This is a genomic window from Microbacterium sp. M (genome assembly GCF_045181065.1).
In the GTDB taxonomy this organism is placed as follows: domain Bacteria; phylum Actinomycetota; class Actinomycetes; order Actinomycetales; family Microbacteriaceae; genus Microbacterium.
Genome location: NZ_CP173721.1, coordinates 777,066 through 790,879 on the forward strand (window position 1 = coordinate 777,066; position 13,814 = coordinate 790,879).

Genomic DNA, 13,814 nt, shown 5'->3' on the forward strand with positions numbered 1-13,814 from the left:
GCCCGGCGCATCGTTCACCCGGATGTCACCGGTCATCGGTAGCGTGCTCGCATGAGCACAACACGACGTCGCCTCGGAGCGGTGGGCATCGCCGCCGCCCTCATCCTCGTGGGCGGCGCAGCCGCCCCGGCCCTCGCCGCCCCGCCCGCGGCATCCGATTCGAAGGGGTCGCGCACCGATGCGCGGTTCGCGACCTTCAACGCCTCCCTGAATCGCGGCGTCGAAGGCCAGCTGGTCAGCGACCTGTCGAAGCCGGGCAACGCGCAGGCGGATGCCGTCGCCGAGATCATCCAGCGCGCGAAGCCGGACGTGCTGCTGATCAACGAGTTCGACTACGACGCCGAGGGCGAGGCGCTGCGGCTCTTCCAGGACAACTACCTCTCGGTGCCGCACGGCGATGCCGAGGCTGTCACGTATCCCTACCGCTACACGGCACCGGTCAACACCGGCGTTCCGAGTGGATTCGACCTCAACAACAACGGCCAGGTGGCCGGAGGCGACGACGCGTGGGGCTTCGGACTCTTCCCCGGCCAGTACGGCATGGCGGTGTATTCGAAGTTCCCGATCGATGAAGAGGCCGTGCGCACCTTCCAGAACTTCCGCTGGGCCGACATGCCTGGTGCGCTGCTGCCGGACGACCCGTCGACGCCCGCGCCGGCGGACTTCTACTCGGAGGAGGAGCTCGCCGCCTTCCCGCTGTCCAGCAAGTCGCACTGGGATGTCCCGGTGCAGGTGTCGAAGAACAAGACCGTGCACTTCCTCGTGTCGCACCCGACGCCGCCGACCTTCGACGGTCCTGAGGACCGCAACGGCACGCGCAACCACGACGAGATCCGGTTCTGGGCCGACTACATCTCGGGCGCGGACTACATCTACGATGACGCCGGCCGGTCAGGCGGGCTGCGCGGGGGAGACCTCTTCGTGATCGCCGGCGACCAGAACGCCGACCCGAACGACGGCGACTCGACAGCGGGTGCGATCGACCAGCTGCTCGAGCACCCGGCCGTGAACACCCGCTCCGTTCCGACGAGTGCGGGCGGTGCCGAGGCGTCCGTCCTGCAGGCCGGTATCAACGCGGAGCACACCGGGGATGCCGCGCAGGACACCGCGGACTTCTCGGAGCCGCCGGGGAACATCCGGGTCGACTACGTGCTGCCCAGCCGTCAGATCCGCATCGTCGACTCCGAGGTCTTCTGGCCCGAGCAGGCCGATCCGCTCTCGGCGCTGACGGGCGTCTACCCGTTCCCGTCGAGCGATCACCGTCTGGTGTGGTCGGACGTCGACGTGCCGGGGGCGAAGCCCGGCCGCTGATCCGGTGATCATCACCGGAGACCTCCTTGGATATACAATCGGTATATCCAAGGAGGTCTCTCTGATGTCTCGCACGACGGTTTTCCGCAGCAACAGGACGCAGGCCGTTCGTCTTGCCAAGGACGTCGCGCTGCCCGAATCAGTTACCGAGGTCGAGATCCGGGCCATCGGCGATGTGCGTGTGATCCTTCCGGTCCGCCGCGATTGGCGCGACTGGTGGACGAACGGGATGCCTGTCACCGACGACTTCCTCGTCGAACGCGACGAGCCGGCGGCTCAGGAGCGGGACTGGTGACCGCCGGGTATCTGCTCGACACCAGCATCCTCGTGTTCCTGCTGCGACGTCAGCGTCCGGAGATCGTGGAACGGATGGAGCACACCGACGGTGCGTTGCACGTCTCCACCATCTCGGTCGCTGAGCTCGCCTATGGGGCATCCCGATCGTCGGACCCGCTGCGGAACCGGATCGCTGTGGAAGAGGTGCTCAGCCGGTTGAGCGTTCTCGACTTCGACGCGCTCGCGGCCAGCCGATCGGGAACGGTTCGTGCTGACCTCGTCGCCGCAGGAACCCTGATCGGCGGTTACGATCTGCTGCTGGCCGGCCATGCTCTGGCGGCCGACCTGACGATGGTGACGAACAACGTCAGGGAGTTCGAGCGCGTCCGTGGCTTACGTGTCGAGGACTGGTCGCTGCCGACGTCCGAGGGCTGAGCGTCTTGACAGGCGCTCGACGATTCAGGTCGCGTTTTCTGTCGTCATGACGCCGTTGAAGCAGCAGAAAGTGCGACCGGAACGACGTCCGACGCCGTCGAAGCAGCAGAAAGTGCGACCTGGGCGGCGTCCGATCGGGGCGGAGGTTCAGTCCCGGAGTCGTCGCGCGAGCGCGTCGATATCGGATGCCGTCATGCCGGCATCCTGCAGGTAGGCGCGCACGTCCAGATCGGACAGCCAGGCGTCGAGGGAGGCGACCCGATCGGCGATGCGCTCCTCGATCTCGTCGTCGCTGAACTTCGGTTCGACGTAGCCGCCCTTGCTGGGGTTCGGCATTGCGGGCAGATCGCGCGAATGGCGTCGGCTGGCCTCACGGAACCCCGCGGCATAGTCGAGCAGGATCGCTTCGCGCTCGACCTCGGCGAGCGTCAGCAGCATCGCGGCGACCATGCCGGTGCGATCACGTCCGCCGGCGCAATGGAACAGCGCGCCGCCCTCTGCCGACGCCAGCGCCGCGAACACGGCGGCGAAACGCTCGGGGTACATCTGCGTGTTGTCGGCGTACGAGCGCGGGTGATCCAACCACGGGCCGCAGACGCGCATGAACTCGGCGTCGTCCGGGTTCTCCGTCGGCGCGTGCACGATCGAGACGCCCGCCGCCGCGTCGTCGGACAGCACAGGATCCGCGTCGCGCCGCGCCCGCTCCGGCTCGTTGCGCAGATCGATGATCGTGCGGACGTCGGCGGAGCGCAGGGCGGCCCACCCGGCATCCGTCAGCGTCTCCGGCCTGCCGGATCGGTAGACGCGGCCCTGCACGGTCGTCCCGCCGCCGATCAGCGGCATCCCGCCCAGATCGCGCAGGTTGAACGCGCCGTCCCAGTCGGTCACGCGGTCGTCAGCCGGCCGATCTCGGCGATGAACGCGTCGACGTCGCTCTCGGCGGTGTCGAAGCTGCACATCCAGCGCACCTCGTTGCGCGCGGCATCCCAGTCGTAGAAGCGGAACGACTCGCGCAGGCGATCGGCGATGCCATCGGGCAGCGTCGCGAACACGCCGTTGGCCTGAGTCGGCTGGGTGAACTCCACGCCCCGGATCGAGCCCTCCGCGAGGCCTGCCTCGATTCCGCCGCGCAGCCGCTGGGCCATCGCGTTCGAGTGCGACGCGTTGCGCAGCCAGAGATCGCCCTCGAGCAGCGCGATCAGCTGCGCCGACACGAAGCGCATCTTCGACGAGAGCTGCATGTTGAACTTGCGGGAGTAGATGAGTCCGGCCGAAGTCTCGGGGTTCAGCACCACCACAGCCTCGCCGAGCATGGCGCCGTTCTTGGTGCCTCCGAAGCTCAGCACGTCGACACCGGCATCCCGCGTGAAGGCCGCGAAGGGGGCGTCGAGTGCGGCTGCGGCGTTCGAGATGCGCGCGCCGTCCAGGTGCAGCTTCATTCCTCGCTCGTGCGCGTGGTCCGCCAGGGCGCGGATCTCGTCCGGCGTGTACAGCGTGCCGAGCTCGGTGGACTGCGTGATCGACACGACGAGCGGCTGGGCGCGGTGCTCATCGCCCCACCCCCAGGCTTCTCGGTCCACGAGTCCGGGGGTGAGCTTGCCGTCATCGGTCGGGACGGTCAGCAGCTTGAATCCGCCGATCCGCTCCGGAGCGCCGCCCTCGTCGACGTTGATATGGGCGGTGGATGCCGAGATCACCGCCCCCCAGCGCGGAAGCATCGACTGCAGGCCGGTGACGTTGGCACCAGTGCCGTTGAAGACCGGGAAGGCTTCGGCATCCGCACCGAAGTGCGAACGGAAGACCTCCTGAAGCCGCTCGGTGTAGACGTCCTCGCCGTAGGCGACCTGGTGTCCGTCGTTCGCGGCGGCGATGGCCGCGAGAACCTCGGGGTGGATGCCGGAGTAGTTGTCCGACGCGAAGCCCCGGATCGCGGGGTCATGAAGGGTGCTCACCAGACAAGCCTATGTCGGATGTCCGTGGTGGCGATTACTCTCGGAGCCATGGACCGCACCCTTGCGAAACGCGCCTTCGCGAACGTCCTCGTCAACACGCTCATCGCGAACGTGACGACGAGCTTCCTGTGGTTCGCGCTGACCTTCTGGGTGTACATCGAGACGCAGTCCGTGCTGGCCACCGGGATCATCGGCGGCGCGTACATGCTGTTCGTCGCGATCTTCGCGATGGTGTTCGGCACGATCGTCGACCGGCATCGCAAGCACGCCGTCATGGTGCTGTCGAGCGTGATCTCTGCCGTGGCATTCGGGGTCGCCGGTGTGCTGTACATGTGGCAGCCCGAGTCCGAGCTGCTGAACCTGGGCGGACCGTGGTTCTGGCTGTTCTCGGGCGTCATCCTGTTCGGCGGCGTGATCGAGCAGCTGCGCAACATCGCGCTGTCGACGACCGTGACGCTTCTCATCGAAGAGGACAAGCGCGCCAACGCCAACGGCCTCGTCGGCACGGTCCAGGGGCTCGCCTTCCTGGTGACGAGCGTGTTCTCCGGACTGTCGATCGGCTTCCTCGGGATGGGGTGGACGCTCGTGATCGCCATCGTCGCGATGGGGCTGACGTTCGCGCACCTGCTGTTCGTGCGGATCCCCGAGGAGGAGCCTCACCCGGATCCGGATGCCTCGAGCGCGCTCGACTTCCGCGGCAGCGTGCGGGCCATCCGGTTGGCGCCCGGCCTGTTCGCGCTGATCATCTTCTCGACGTTCAACAACCTGATCGGCGGCGTCTACATGGCGCTGATGGATCCGTACGGCCTGACGCTCTTCAGCGCTCAGGTGTGGGGCTTCGCACTGGCGTTCGCGTCGACCGGGTTCCTCATCGGCGGCGCGCTCGTGGCCAAGTTCGGCCTCGGCAAGCGCCCGGTGCGCACGCTGCTGCTCGTCGTGATGGCGATGGGGCTGCTCGGAGCCGTGTTCATGCTGCGGGAGTGGTGGCCGCTGTACGTCGTCGGCATGTGGTTCTACATGATGCTCGTGCCGCCGGCGGAAGCCGCCGAGCAGACCGTGATCCAGAAGGTCGTCCCGTATCAGCGGCAGGGCCGCGTATTCGGCGTCGCGGCGGCGATGGAGGCCGCTGCAGCGCCGATCACGGCGTTCCTCATCGCACCGATCGCCGAGTTCTGGGTCATCCCGTACATGGAGACCGCACCAGGGCAGCGGCAGTGGGGATGGCTGCTCGGCGACGGCGATGCCCGTGGCATCGCGCTCATCTGCCTGTTCGCCGGGATCATCATGGTCATCGTCGGCGGGCTGGCGTTCTTCACCCGCTCGTACAGCAAGCTCACCGAGCTGTACGCCGCGGCACCAGAGCAGGAGGTGGGGCCGGACGCCGAGTCACCCGAGGCCGCACACGCAGGAGACGAAGCGGCGCACACCCCGGACGCGCCTCCGCCTGTCCGCGGCATGCCACCGGAGTTCCCCGAGCATCACGACCGCTGAGCGCCTCGCGACCTCAGATCTCGATGACCGTGTCGTTCAGGTCCACGGCAGCCTGATCCCACAGGCCGACCACTGCCGCCGCCAGGGCATCCGGTTCCAGGCTCTTCGCCCGGAAAACGACGGATGCCGCGTGCAGCTGCTCCTCGGCATCCCGCGCCGCCTTCGCGAAGCCGTGCGCGACCGCCCGGGCCCAGGCCTCGCTCGCTGCCTTCACCGCGGCGTAGTTCGCGCCGCCGACCAATGGCCGCGCGACGGCGGTCGAGGAGACGATCGCGAAGCGTCCGGCATCCGACGTTCGGAGCGCGTCATCGAATGCCCTGCTCGTCGCGCGTACGGCCTGCAGTGCGGGAAGGAGCGCGTCGAAGTCCGCGTCGCTCTGCCCGGCGAGCCCGCCGCCGCCGCGCCATCCGCCGACCAGAGGGAGCACGCCGTCCACCGGACCGATCTTCGCCGCCAGCGACGTCATCGCCTCCCGCGAGGTCGCGTCGGCCACCTCGACCTGCGCACCGGCATCCCGCAGCGCCGCGAGCCGATCTGCGGAGCGTCCGGTCGCGATCACCTGCGCCCCGGCATCCGTCAGAGCCCGCGTCACCGCCAGGCCCGTCTCGCTCGTCGCCCCTGCGACGACCACCACGCGTCCTGCTGCGCTCATGATCTGCTCCTCCCGCTCCGTGCCGCCTTCGCTCCGCCGCGCGGCCGGTATCTCGCAGAATGGCATCCTTCTCGCAGGAACTCTCGGATTTCCTACGAGATCAGTGCTGTTCTGCGAGATCCGTGCGTGGCCGCAAGCGCGCTCAGTCGTCCGTCCCGCGGATTCCTGCCGTCGACGCGATCACATCGCGCATCTTCTTCTCCAGCGCCTCGAAGAACATCGACAGGGGGAACTCGTCGTCCAGCACGGCGTCCGTGTATCCCTTGGGCGGGCCGGAGAGCACCTCATCCGAGAGGCCGCGTGCCCAGACGGATGCCGGGTTCGGCGTCAGCACGGAGCTGACCAGTTCGTAGGCGGCGAGCCAGTGCGCGGTCTTCGGGCGGTCGATCGAGCGCCAGTACAGGTCATCGATCGCAGATCCCAGCGCGATCACGGCATCCGGAACCTCGGCCCAGTCGAAGGCGAGCTGCGTGTCGGTCCAGTGCAGGACTCCGCGCTGGTGCAGCCAGGCGAACAGCAGCTGCCCGCCGAGACCGTCGTAGTTGCGCACGCGCGAGCCGGTGATCGCGAATCGGAAGATCCGGTCGAAGATCACCGCGTACTGCACGAGCGCGGCGTGCTCGAGCATCTGCTGCTCGGCATCCGACAGCTCATCGCCCGAGCCGACCCGCGCCGCCAGCCGCTCCTGAATCGCGACCGACGACCGGAACGCGGTCAGATCGCACCGCAGCTCCTCCAGCGAGTACAGGAAGAAGGGCATGCGCTGCTTGATCATGAACGGGTCGAACGGCAGATCGCCGCGCATGTGGGTGCGGTCGTGGATGATGTCCCACATCACGAACGTCTGTTCGGTGAGGTCCTGATCGTCGAGCATCCGTGCCGCCTCGGCGGGCAGGTCGAGCTTCGTGACCTCGGATGCCGCACGCACGACGCGACGGTAGCGCGCGGCCTCGCGGTCCTGGAAGATCGCGCCCCACGTGAACGGCGGGATCTCCCGCATCGCGACCGTCTCGGGGAACAGCACCGCCGAATTCGTGTCGTACCCGGGCGTGAAATCCACGAGCCGGAGCGAGACGAACAGCTTGTTGCCGTAGTCGCCCGCCTCGAGCTCGGCGATGAAGTCCGGCCAGATCGCCTGCACGATCAGCGCCTCGACGAGCCGGTCGGACGAGCCGTTCTGCGTGTACATCGGGAAGACGACCAGATGACGGATGCCGTCGACCCGGTGCTGCTGCGGCTGGAACGCGACGAGGGAATCCAGGAAGTCCGGCACGCCGAACCCGGATTCCGCCCAGCGCTGGAAGTCCGCCACCGACGCGCTCAGATACTCCGCATCGTGCGGGAAGGCGGGGGAGAGGGCGCGGATCCCCGCGACGATCGCGGCGACGTGCTCTCCCGCGGCGGGGTGGTGCGCGGCATCCGGGATCGACCCGTCCTTGATCTGCAGTTCGCGGATCGCGATCGCCGCATGCTTCAGCTGCGCCCACGCAGCACTCGTCTCAGCGATCGAAGCGTCCTCGACGACCTCGGGTTCGCCGATGATGGCCTTGGCAGCAGGAAGAGTGGGCATCGGGACCTCCGATTCTGAGGTTTGACGGAATATCTCCGGTGAATGCCGGATATGACCGATATTCTTCCATGTATGGAAGATGCTGTCGACCGCGCGATCATCACCGAGATCTCCCGCGATGCGCGCGCCACGCTCGCGCAGCTGTCCGAGGCGGTGGGGCTGGGCACGTCCGCCGTGCAGTCGCGTCTCAAACGGCTCGAATCGCGCGGCGTCATCACCGGCTACCGCGCGCTCATCGACGCCGAACAGGTCGGCAAACCGCTCTCCGCCTTCATCGAGATCACCCCGCTCGATCCGGCTCAGCCGGACAACGCGCCCGAGCTGCTCGAGCACCTCACCGCGATCGAGGCCTGCCACTCGATCGCCGGCGCGGCGAGCTACATGCTGTTCGTGCGCGTTCCGACGCCGCGGGCCCTGGAAGAGCTCGTGCGCGACATCAGGCTGGCGGCCAACGTGAGCACCCGCACGACGGTCGTCCTGCAGACGTTCTACGAGCACCGCCCGATCGTCCCGGCCGAGTAACGGTTCAGAGCACCGCGCCCACCATCGCCTCCCCGAGCGGCGTGCGCAGATGCAGCATCCGATTCCCGTCGCGTTCGCTGGTGATCAGTCCGGCATCGCGCAGGATGCCGAGGTGGTGGGATGCCGTCGACACGGCGATCCCGGCATCCCTGGCCACCTGGGATGTCGTGCGGGCGGATTCGGCCGCGAGCAGGATGTCGGCGCGCGCCGGCCCGAGCAGAGCGCCCAGCGCTTCGGCGGTCTCGGCGGAATCCCGTGCCCACCCGGCCGTGACGCCCCGCGCCGGGTAGAACAGGGTGGGCTGGGCCGGTGGCTCGGTGAGCACCATGCATCCCCACGACGACATGACCGATGGCACGAGGACGAGCCCGCTGCCGCGGCAGTCGACCTGCTCGCTGTGCTTGCGCAGCCGCACCCGAACCGCGCCGTCGCCCCAGCTGACCCGCTCGTGCAGCTCGCCCGCCATGGCGGAGATCCCGGATGCCGCGATCGTCCGCGAGCGCGTGGCGACGTCGGCGCGCAGGATGCGCTCGAGCTGCGGCCACACCGGGGCGAGCGCCACCTCCCACACCTCCGACCAGGCATCGGCGATCATGCGCCGCGCGCGGATCGGATGCGCCTGCATATCGCGCAGCGCCTGCTGCCTGGAGCCCCGCGAGCGCAGCACCATCTTCCCGAAGTCGACGCGCATCGGCTCGAGCGCTGCCGTGCGCAGGGCGTCGACCTCGGCATCCGGAGTCATGTCCCAGCGCGGGGCGGCCGTGAGGAAGTCCGGCATGTAGCCGTCGTCGCCGATGACCGCGGCCAGCAGGGCGAAGCTGTCCCGAGGGAGGCGCTCGCGCACCGAACGCAACCAGCCCCACTGCAGCGGATGCTGCGCCGGACGCAGCAGGACCCGAACGGCGTGAGCGAGTTCGTGTCCGGGGGAGATGCCGAAGCGCACAGCCTGGATGTCGCCGGGGCTCAGCTGGAACTCGACGCGATGGTCCGGGTGCTCGACGCCTTCGACCGGACGGGTATTTCGATCCACATCGAAACTCTAGAACGCTGTCCGCGCAGTGTCGAGACTGGAGCCATGAACAGCACAACGCTTCCCGAAGGGGTCGTCGCCGCAGCGGATATCCGCATGGGCAGTGGCCGCAGCCGCAAGTTCGTCGGGCAGGAGCACGGCGCCGACGTGTCGTACTTCTACGTCGAGAACCAGCCCGGCGAGGGGCCGGGACTGCACTGGCATCCCTACTCCGAGACCTGGGTCGTCCTCGAGGGCACCGCCCGCATCACCCGTGCAGGCGAGAGCTTCGACGCGGTCGCCGGAGATACGGCGACCGTCGCGCCGTACGTGCCGCACGGATTCGTGAACGCCGGCACCGGCGTGCTGCGCATCCTCTGCATCCACGCATCCGCCATCATGATCCAGACGTTCCTCGACGAGGACTGAACAGGAGACCCGCATGTCCTTCCAGGCGTACCTCGACAACATCGAGACGAAGACCGGCCTCACCCCGCGCCAGTTCGTCGAACTCGCGACGCAGAAGGGGTTCGGCGCCGACACCAAGGCGACGCCGATCCTCGAATGGCTCAAGGCCGACTACGACCTCTCCCGCGGCTACGGCATGGCGCTCGTGCATGTGATCACGAAGGGGCCGCAGATCAGCAGCAAGCACGTCGGAACCGACGGCGCTCATGCCGACGCCACGGACACGCTGTGGCTCGACGGCAAAGACACCAACCCGAACCTCTGAAAGGACCGGACATGACTGTGCGCGTCGATCTCAACATCTCCCTCGACGGCTTCGCGGCCACTGCCGACCAGACTCCAGAGGACCCGATCGGGAAGGACTGGATGCGCCTCGTCGCGGCCTACACGGCGACCCGCACGATGCAGCAGCGCGTGTTCGGCGACTCGTCCGGCGCCGGCACGACCGGCGTGGAGGAGAAGTACGCCTCCGCCTACTTCGAAGGCATCGGCGCCGAGGTCATGGGTGCGGGCATGTTCGGCCTGCACATCTACGGCGACGACCCCGAATGGCGCGGCTGGTGGGGCGAGGAACCGCCGTTCGCCTGCCCGGTCTTCGTGCTGACGCACAGCCCGCGGCCGTCGATCGCGTTCGACAACGGCACGGTGTTCCACTTCGTGGATGCCGCACCGGACGACGTGCTCCGGCGGGCGACCGAGGCGGCCGGAGAAGCCGACGTGCGCGTCGGCGGGGGTGTCGACGTCGTGCGGCAGTTCCTCGCCGCCGGGCTCGTCGACCGGCTTCATGTCGCCGTCGTCCCGATCGTGCTCGGCCAGGGCACCCGCCTCTGGGACGATCTTCGTGGACTCGAGAGCGACTACGACGTCAGCAGCGAGGTCGCAGAGAGCGGCGTGACGCACGTGACGTTCCAGCGGCGCTGACGCCGGCCGCCACGGGGTCCATCAGCGCGCCCACTATGATTCCCCCGTGGCATCCAGCAAGCGATCTTCCAAGAAGCGCCCCCGTACCAGCGGCAACCCGGCCCGCCGGCCCATCGTCGAGGCGCCGCCGGTCACGTTCGGCGACTGGGTCGGCGCCGCGCGCCTGCGAACCCTTCCGCTCGCGGTCGCCCCTGTGGTCATCGGCACCGGCGCCGCACAGATCGTCGACCCGCGCCTGCATTGGGTCATCGCACTGGCGTGCCTCGCGGTCGCGGTCCTGCTGCAGATCGGCGTGAACTTCGCGAACGACTACTCGGACGGCATCCGCGGCACGGACGCGCACCGCGTCGGACCCGCTCGCCTCACGGCATCCGGCCGGGTTCCGGCGAAGAACGTGCTGATCGTCGCGCTCGTCTTCTTCGCGCTCGCTGCAGTGTCAGGTCTCGCGATCGTGATCCGCACGCAGCAGTGGTGGATGCTGGCGGTCGGCGCCGTGAGCATCGTCGCGGCGTGGTTCTACACCGGCGGTAAGCGCCCGTACGGGTACTTCGGGCTCGGCGAGGTCTTCGTCTTCGTGTTCTTCGGCCTCGTCGCCACGCTCGGAACGACATGGGTGCAGGCCTTCGCCCTCCCGCAGGAGGCCTGGCTCGGCGCGATCGCGGCCGGACTGTTCGCCTGCGCCGTGCTGCTCGCGAACAACCTGCGCGACATCGATCAGGACCGGGTCGTCGGCAAGCGCACGCTGACCGTGCTGATCGGCCGGCGGGCGACGCAGGTGCTGTACACGCTGTTCCTGATCGTGCCGTTCCTGATCTCGAGCTTCATCGCCCTGCTGTACCCGATCTCGTGGCTCGCTCTGCTCGCACTGCTGGCGGGCCTGCCTGCGCTGGCCATCGTGTGGAGCTATCGCAAGGCCCGCGAGCTCGTGATCGCGCTGGGGCTCACCTCGCTCACCGCGCTGCTCTACGCGGGAGCGCTGTACTGGGCGTTCGTCGGCTGACGCCGGGGCCTGCCGGTCGCCCCGAGGCTCAGTCGGTGGCGGCGTCCTCTGCCGCGGCATCCTCTGCGGCCGTGCTCGTCCGGTTCTGACCGGAGCGGCGCTGGTGGATGTCGGACGAGGCGTCCGTCAGGGGCTTGCGCAGGAACAGGAACGAGATGCTCATTCCGATCAGCGCGGCGAAGATCGCGGTGAGCCACCAGTACTCCCGCAGGATCGGGAAGAACAGCCACATGATCGCGAGCGGGACGACGAACGCCAGCAGGCGCAGCACGGAGTACACGAGGAGCGGCGGGATCTTCACCCGTCGAGTCTAAGCGGCGCACCTGTGCGGCATCCGGAGGTCGGATGCCGCACAGGACGTATCAGCTGCTGCGACGGATGGCGCGGATACCGACGATCAACCCGACGACGGCGACTGCGGCGCCGGAGAGCCAGCCCCATGCGACGGACGTGTCGCCGAAGTCGCCGGCGAACAGCGCCCGCTCGGCCTGGACCACCCAGTTGACGGGGTTCACCGCGGCGACGGCGCGCATCCAGCCGGGGCCTTCGTCCAACGGCAGCAGCATGCCGGACAGGATGAGCAGCGGGAAGATCAGCGACTGCTGGACGCCCCAGAACAGCCATTCGCGATTCTTCGTCCCGAGGGCGAGCGCGTAGGAGAGCGAACCGAGCCCGATGCCGAAGACCGCGAGCAGGGCGAGGCCGGCGAGCAGTCCGAGAGGGCTGATCGTGAAGCCGAACGGCAGCGCGATGAGCACGATGATGAGTGCCTGCACCACGATCGGCGCGACCTCCTTCAGGGCGCGTCCGATGAGCAGCGACGAGCGTCCGAGCGGTGCGACCAGCGTGCGCTCGTGCGAACCGGTCATCATCTCGTACTGCAGGTTGGATCCGGTCGCTCCGGTGCCGAACAGCACGATCATCACGAGGACGCCTGGGACGAACCACTGCAGCGTCTCGCCGGCGGGCTGTCCGGATGAGCCGATCAGCAGCGGCGCGAACAGGCCGAGGAACACCAGCGGCTGCAGCAGACTGAAGATCAGGGTGAACGGGTCGCGCAGCGTCGGGCGCAGTTCGCGGACGAGCACGTTGCGGGTGTCGCGCAGCAGGTTCGCGCGGACGAGCGTGTCGGTGGTGGTCATGAGAGGACTCCCGTCTGCGTGTTGGTGACCGCGGATTCGGTGTCGGCTTCGTCGGCCGCGCCGGTGTCTCCCTCGCCCGCTTCGCGCAGCGTTCTCCCGGTGAGCGCGAGGAACACGTCGTCGAGCGTGGGCGGGACGCCCGTGGCGCGGCTGACGGCGATCCCCGCGGCATCCAGCTCGCGCACGATCACGGGAAGCAGGTGGTCGCCGTCCGGGACCGCGAGCGAGAGGGACGTCCCTTCGCGGGTGACCTCGCGCGGGGTGAGCTTCGCGACGATCGGGTGCGCTGCGGAGGCCTGAGAGGCGTCCGCGAACCCGAACGTCAGCACGTCGCCGGCGAGCGTCGCCTTGAGAGCATCGGCCTGATCGTCGGCGATGATGCGGCCGCGATCCATGACCATGACCCGCTCGGCGTAGCGGTCGGCCTCCTCGAGATAGTGCGTGGTCAGGAACACGGTCGTGCCGTGCTGGCGACGCAGCTGGAGGATGTGCTCCCACAGGTTCGCGCGACTCTGCGGATCGAGGCCGGTGGACGGCTCGTCGAGGAAGAGCAGGGGAGGAGCGTGCATGAGCCCGAGCGCGATGTCGAGCCGGCGCTTCTGCCCGCCGCTGAGCTGCTGCACGGTGCGGGTCGCGAACCCGCCCAGGTCGAGCGATTCGATCAGTTCGTCCGCTCGTCGGATGCTGTCGCGCCGCGTCATCCCGTAGAAGGCGCCCTGACTGAGCAGCTCGTCGCGCACGCGCTGGGCGAAGCTGCCGCTCGTGAGCTGGCCGACGTAGCCGATCCGGGCTCGTACACCAGCGGCATCCGCTCGGATATCGTGTCCGACCACGCGTGCCGTGCCGGAGGTGGGCGGGATGAGCGTGGTGAGCATGCGGAGGCTGGTCGATTTCCCCGCTCCGTTGGGGCCGAGGAAGGCGACGAGCTCGCCCCGGGTCGCTGCGAAGGTGAGGTCGGTGACAGCCGCGACCTCGGCCTTCTTGACGGTGAAGACCTTGGTGAGGCCCTCGGTCTCGATGATGTGTTCGTCAGTCATGACTCGAGAGTAGAAAACCATGCGGACA

Annotated in this window: 17 protein-coding genes; 9 read left to right on the top strand and 8 right to left on the bottom strand. The window is 68.4% G+C overall.

Going from position 1 to position 13,814, the window contains the following annotated elements; all coding sequences use genetic code 11:
- The first annotated feature begins 51 nt into the window (after nt 1–51).
- From ACI7YT_RS03600 to ACI7YT_RS03610, 3 genes are all read left to right on the top strand, one after another.
- Nucleotides 52–1,311, top strand: a complete 1,260-nt coding sequence (locus ACI7YT_RS03600; RefSeq protein ID WP_406249124.1) for an endonuclease/exonuclease/phosphatase family protein — start codon at nt 52–54, stop codon at nt 1,309–1,311.
- Between the two features lie 64 nt (nt 1,312–1,375).
- A complete protein-coding gene (gene vapB, locus ACI7YT_RS03605; RefSeq protein WP_406249125.1) occupies nt 1,376–1,606 on the top strand; it encodes a type II toxin-antitoxin system VapB family antitoxin in 231 nt (76 codons plus the stop codon).
- Nucleotides 1,603–2,022 carry a PIN domain-containing protein gene (locus tag ACI7YT_RS03610; protein WP_406249126.1) on the top strand — a complete coding sequence of 140 codons (420 nt, stop codon included), beginning with the start codon at nt 1,603–1,605 and terminating at the stop codon, nt 2,020–2,022. Before vapB ends, ACI7YT_RS03610 begins: the two co-directional genes overlap by 4 nt.
- A 147-nt stretch (nt 2,023–2,169) precedes the next feature.
- Here the strand turns inward: ACI7YT_RS03610 and ACI7YT_RS03615 are convergent, their stop codons facing one another.
- Nucleotides 2,170–2,910 carry a tyrosine-protein phosphatase gene (locus ACI7YT_RS03615; RefSeq protein WP_406249127.1) on the bottom strand — a complete coding sequence of 247 codons (741 nt, stop codon included), beginning with the start codon at nt 2,908–2,910 and terminating at the stop codon, nt 2,170–2,172.
- Nucleotides 2,907–3,974, bottom strand: coding sequence for a threonine aldolase family protein (locus tag ACI7YT_RS03620; RefSeq protein WP_406249128.1), 1,068 nt, complete (start codon nt 3,972–3,974; stop codon nt 2,907–2,909). Before ACI7YT_RS03620 ends, ACI7YT_RS03615 begins: the two co-directional genes overlap by 4 nt.
- 48 nt (nt 3,975–4,022) lie before the next feature.
- Here ACI7YT_RS03620 and ACI7YT_RS03625 point away from each other — a divergent pair, with 48 nt between their 5' ends.
- A complete protein-coding gene (locus ACI7YT_RS03625; protein ID WP_406249129.1) occupies nt 4,023–5,465 on the top strand; it encodes an MFS transporter in 1,443 nt (480 codons plus the stop codon).
- Nucleotides 5,466–5,478: 13 nt separating this feature from the next.
- On the opposite strand, the gene ACI7YT_RS03630 is transcribed toward ACI7YT_RS03625, so the two are convergent.
- Nucleotides 5,479–6,117 carry an SDR family oxidoreductase gene (locus ACI7YT_RS03630; protein ID WP_406249130.1) on the bottom strand — a complete coding sequence of 213 codons (639 nt, stop codon included), beginning with the start codon at nt 6,115–6,117 and terminating at the stop codon, nt 5,479–5,481.
- Between the two features lie 142 nt (nt 6,118–6,259).
- The gene (locus ACI7YT_RS03635) at nt 6,260–7,687 is read right to left on the bottom strand and encodes a DUF6421 family protein (protein ID WP_406249131.1); all 1,428 of its coding nucleotides are present in this window, start codon (nt 7,685–7,687) and stop codon (nt 6,260–6,262) included.
- A gap of 72 nt (nt 7,688–7,759) precedes the next feature.
- Between ACI7YT_RS03635 and ACI7YT_RS03640 the strand changes: the two genes are divergently transcribed.
- Nucleotides 7,760–8,209 (top strand): Lrp/AsnC family transcriptional regulator, encoded by a 450-nt coding sequence (locus ACI7YT_RS03640; protein WP_406250485.1) that lies wholly within the window; start codon nt 7,760–7,762, stop codon nt 8,207–8,209.
- Nucleotides 8,210–8,213: 4 nt separating this feature from the next.
- Here the strand turns inward: ACI7YT_RS03640 and ACI7YT_RS03645 are convergent, their stop codons facing one another.
- A complete protein-coding gene (locus tag ACI7YT_RS03645; RefSeq protein WP_406249132.1) occupies nt 8,214–9,239 on the bottom strand; it encodes a DUF5937 family protein in 1,026 nt (341 codons plus the stop codon).
- 45 nt (nt 9,240–9,284) lie between these two features.
- Between ACI7YT_RS03645 and ACI7YT_RS03650 the strand changes: the two genes are divergently transcribed.
- From ACI7YT_RS03650 to ACI7YT_RS03665, 4 genes are read left to right on the top strand one after another with little or no spacing between them, the layout of a single operon-like run.
- Nucleotides 9,285–9,647, top strand: a complete 363-nt coding sequence (locus tag ACI7YT_RS03650) for a cupin domain-containing protein (protein ID WP_406249133.1) — start codon at nt 9,285–9,287, stop codon at nt 9,645–9,647.
- 13 nt (nt 9,648–9,660) lie between these two features.
- On the top strand, nt 9,661–9,951 hold the full coding sequence (locus ACI7YT_RS03655; RefSeq protein ID WP_406249134.1) for a DUF4287 domain-containing protein: 291 nt from the start codon (nt 9,661–9,663) through the stop codon (nt 9,949–9,951).
- Between the two features lie 11 nt (nt 9,952–9,962).
- A complete protein-coding gene (locus ACI7YT_RS03660; protein WP_406249135.1) occupies nt 9,963–10,607 on the top strand; it encodes a dihydrofolate reductase family protein in 645 nt (214 codons plus the stop codon).
- A 46-nt stretch (nt 10,608–10,653) separates the two neighbouring features.
- Complete coding sequence (locus ACI7YT_RS03665) at nt 10,654–11,607, top strand: 1,4-dihydroxy-2-naphthoate polyprenyltransferase (protein ID WP_406249136.1); 954 nt, start codon at nt 10,654–10,656, stop codon at nt 11,605–11,607.
- Between the two features lie 28 nt (nt 11,608–11,635).
- Here the strand turns inward: ACI7YT_RS03665 and ACI7YT_RS03670 are convergent, their stop codons facing one another.
- From ACI7YT_RS03670 to ACI7YT_RS03680, 3 genes are all read right to left on the bottom strand, one after another.
- Complete coding sequence (locus ACI7YT_RS03670) at nt 11,636–11,908, bottom strand: DUF4229 domain-containing protein (protein WP_406249137.1); 273 nt, start codon at nt 11,906–11,908, stop codon at nt 11,636–11,638.
- 61 nt (nt 11,909–11,969) lie between these two features.
- Nucleotides 11,970–12,749: an ABC transporter permease gene (locus ACI7YT_RS03675; protein WP_406249138.1), complete on the bottom strand. Its 780-nt coding sequence runs from the start codon at nt 12,747–12,749 to the stop codon at nt 11,970–11,972.
- Complete coding sequence (locus tag ACI7YT_RS03680) at nt 12,746–13,786, bottom strand: ATP-binding cassette domain-containing protein (RefSeq protein WP_406249139.1); 1,041 nt, start codon at nt 13,784–13,786, stop codon at nt 12,746–12,748. Before ACI7YT_RS03680 ends, ACI7YT_RS03675 begins: the two co-directional genes overlap by 4 nt.
- Between the last annotated feature and the right edge of the window lie 28 nt (nt 13,787–13,814).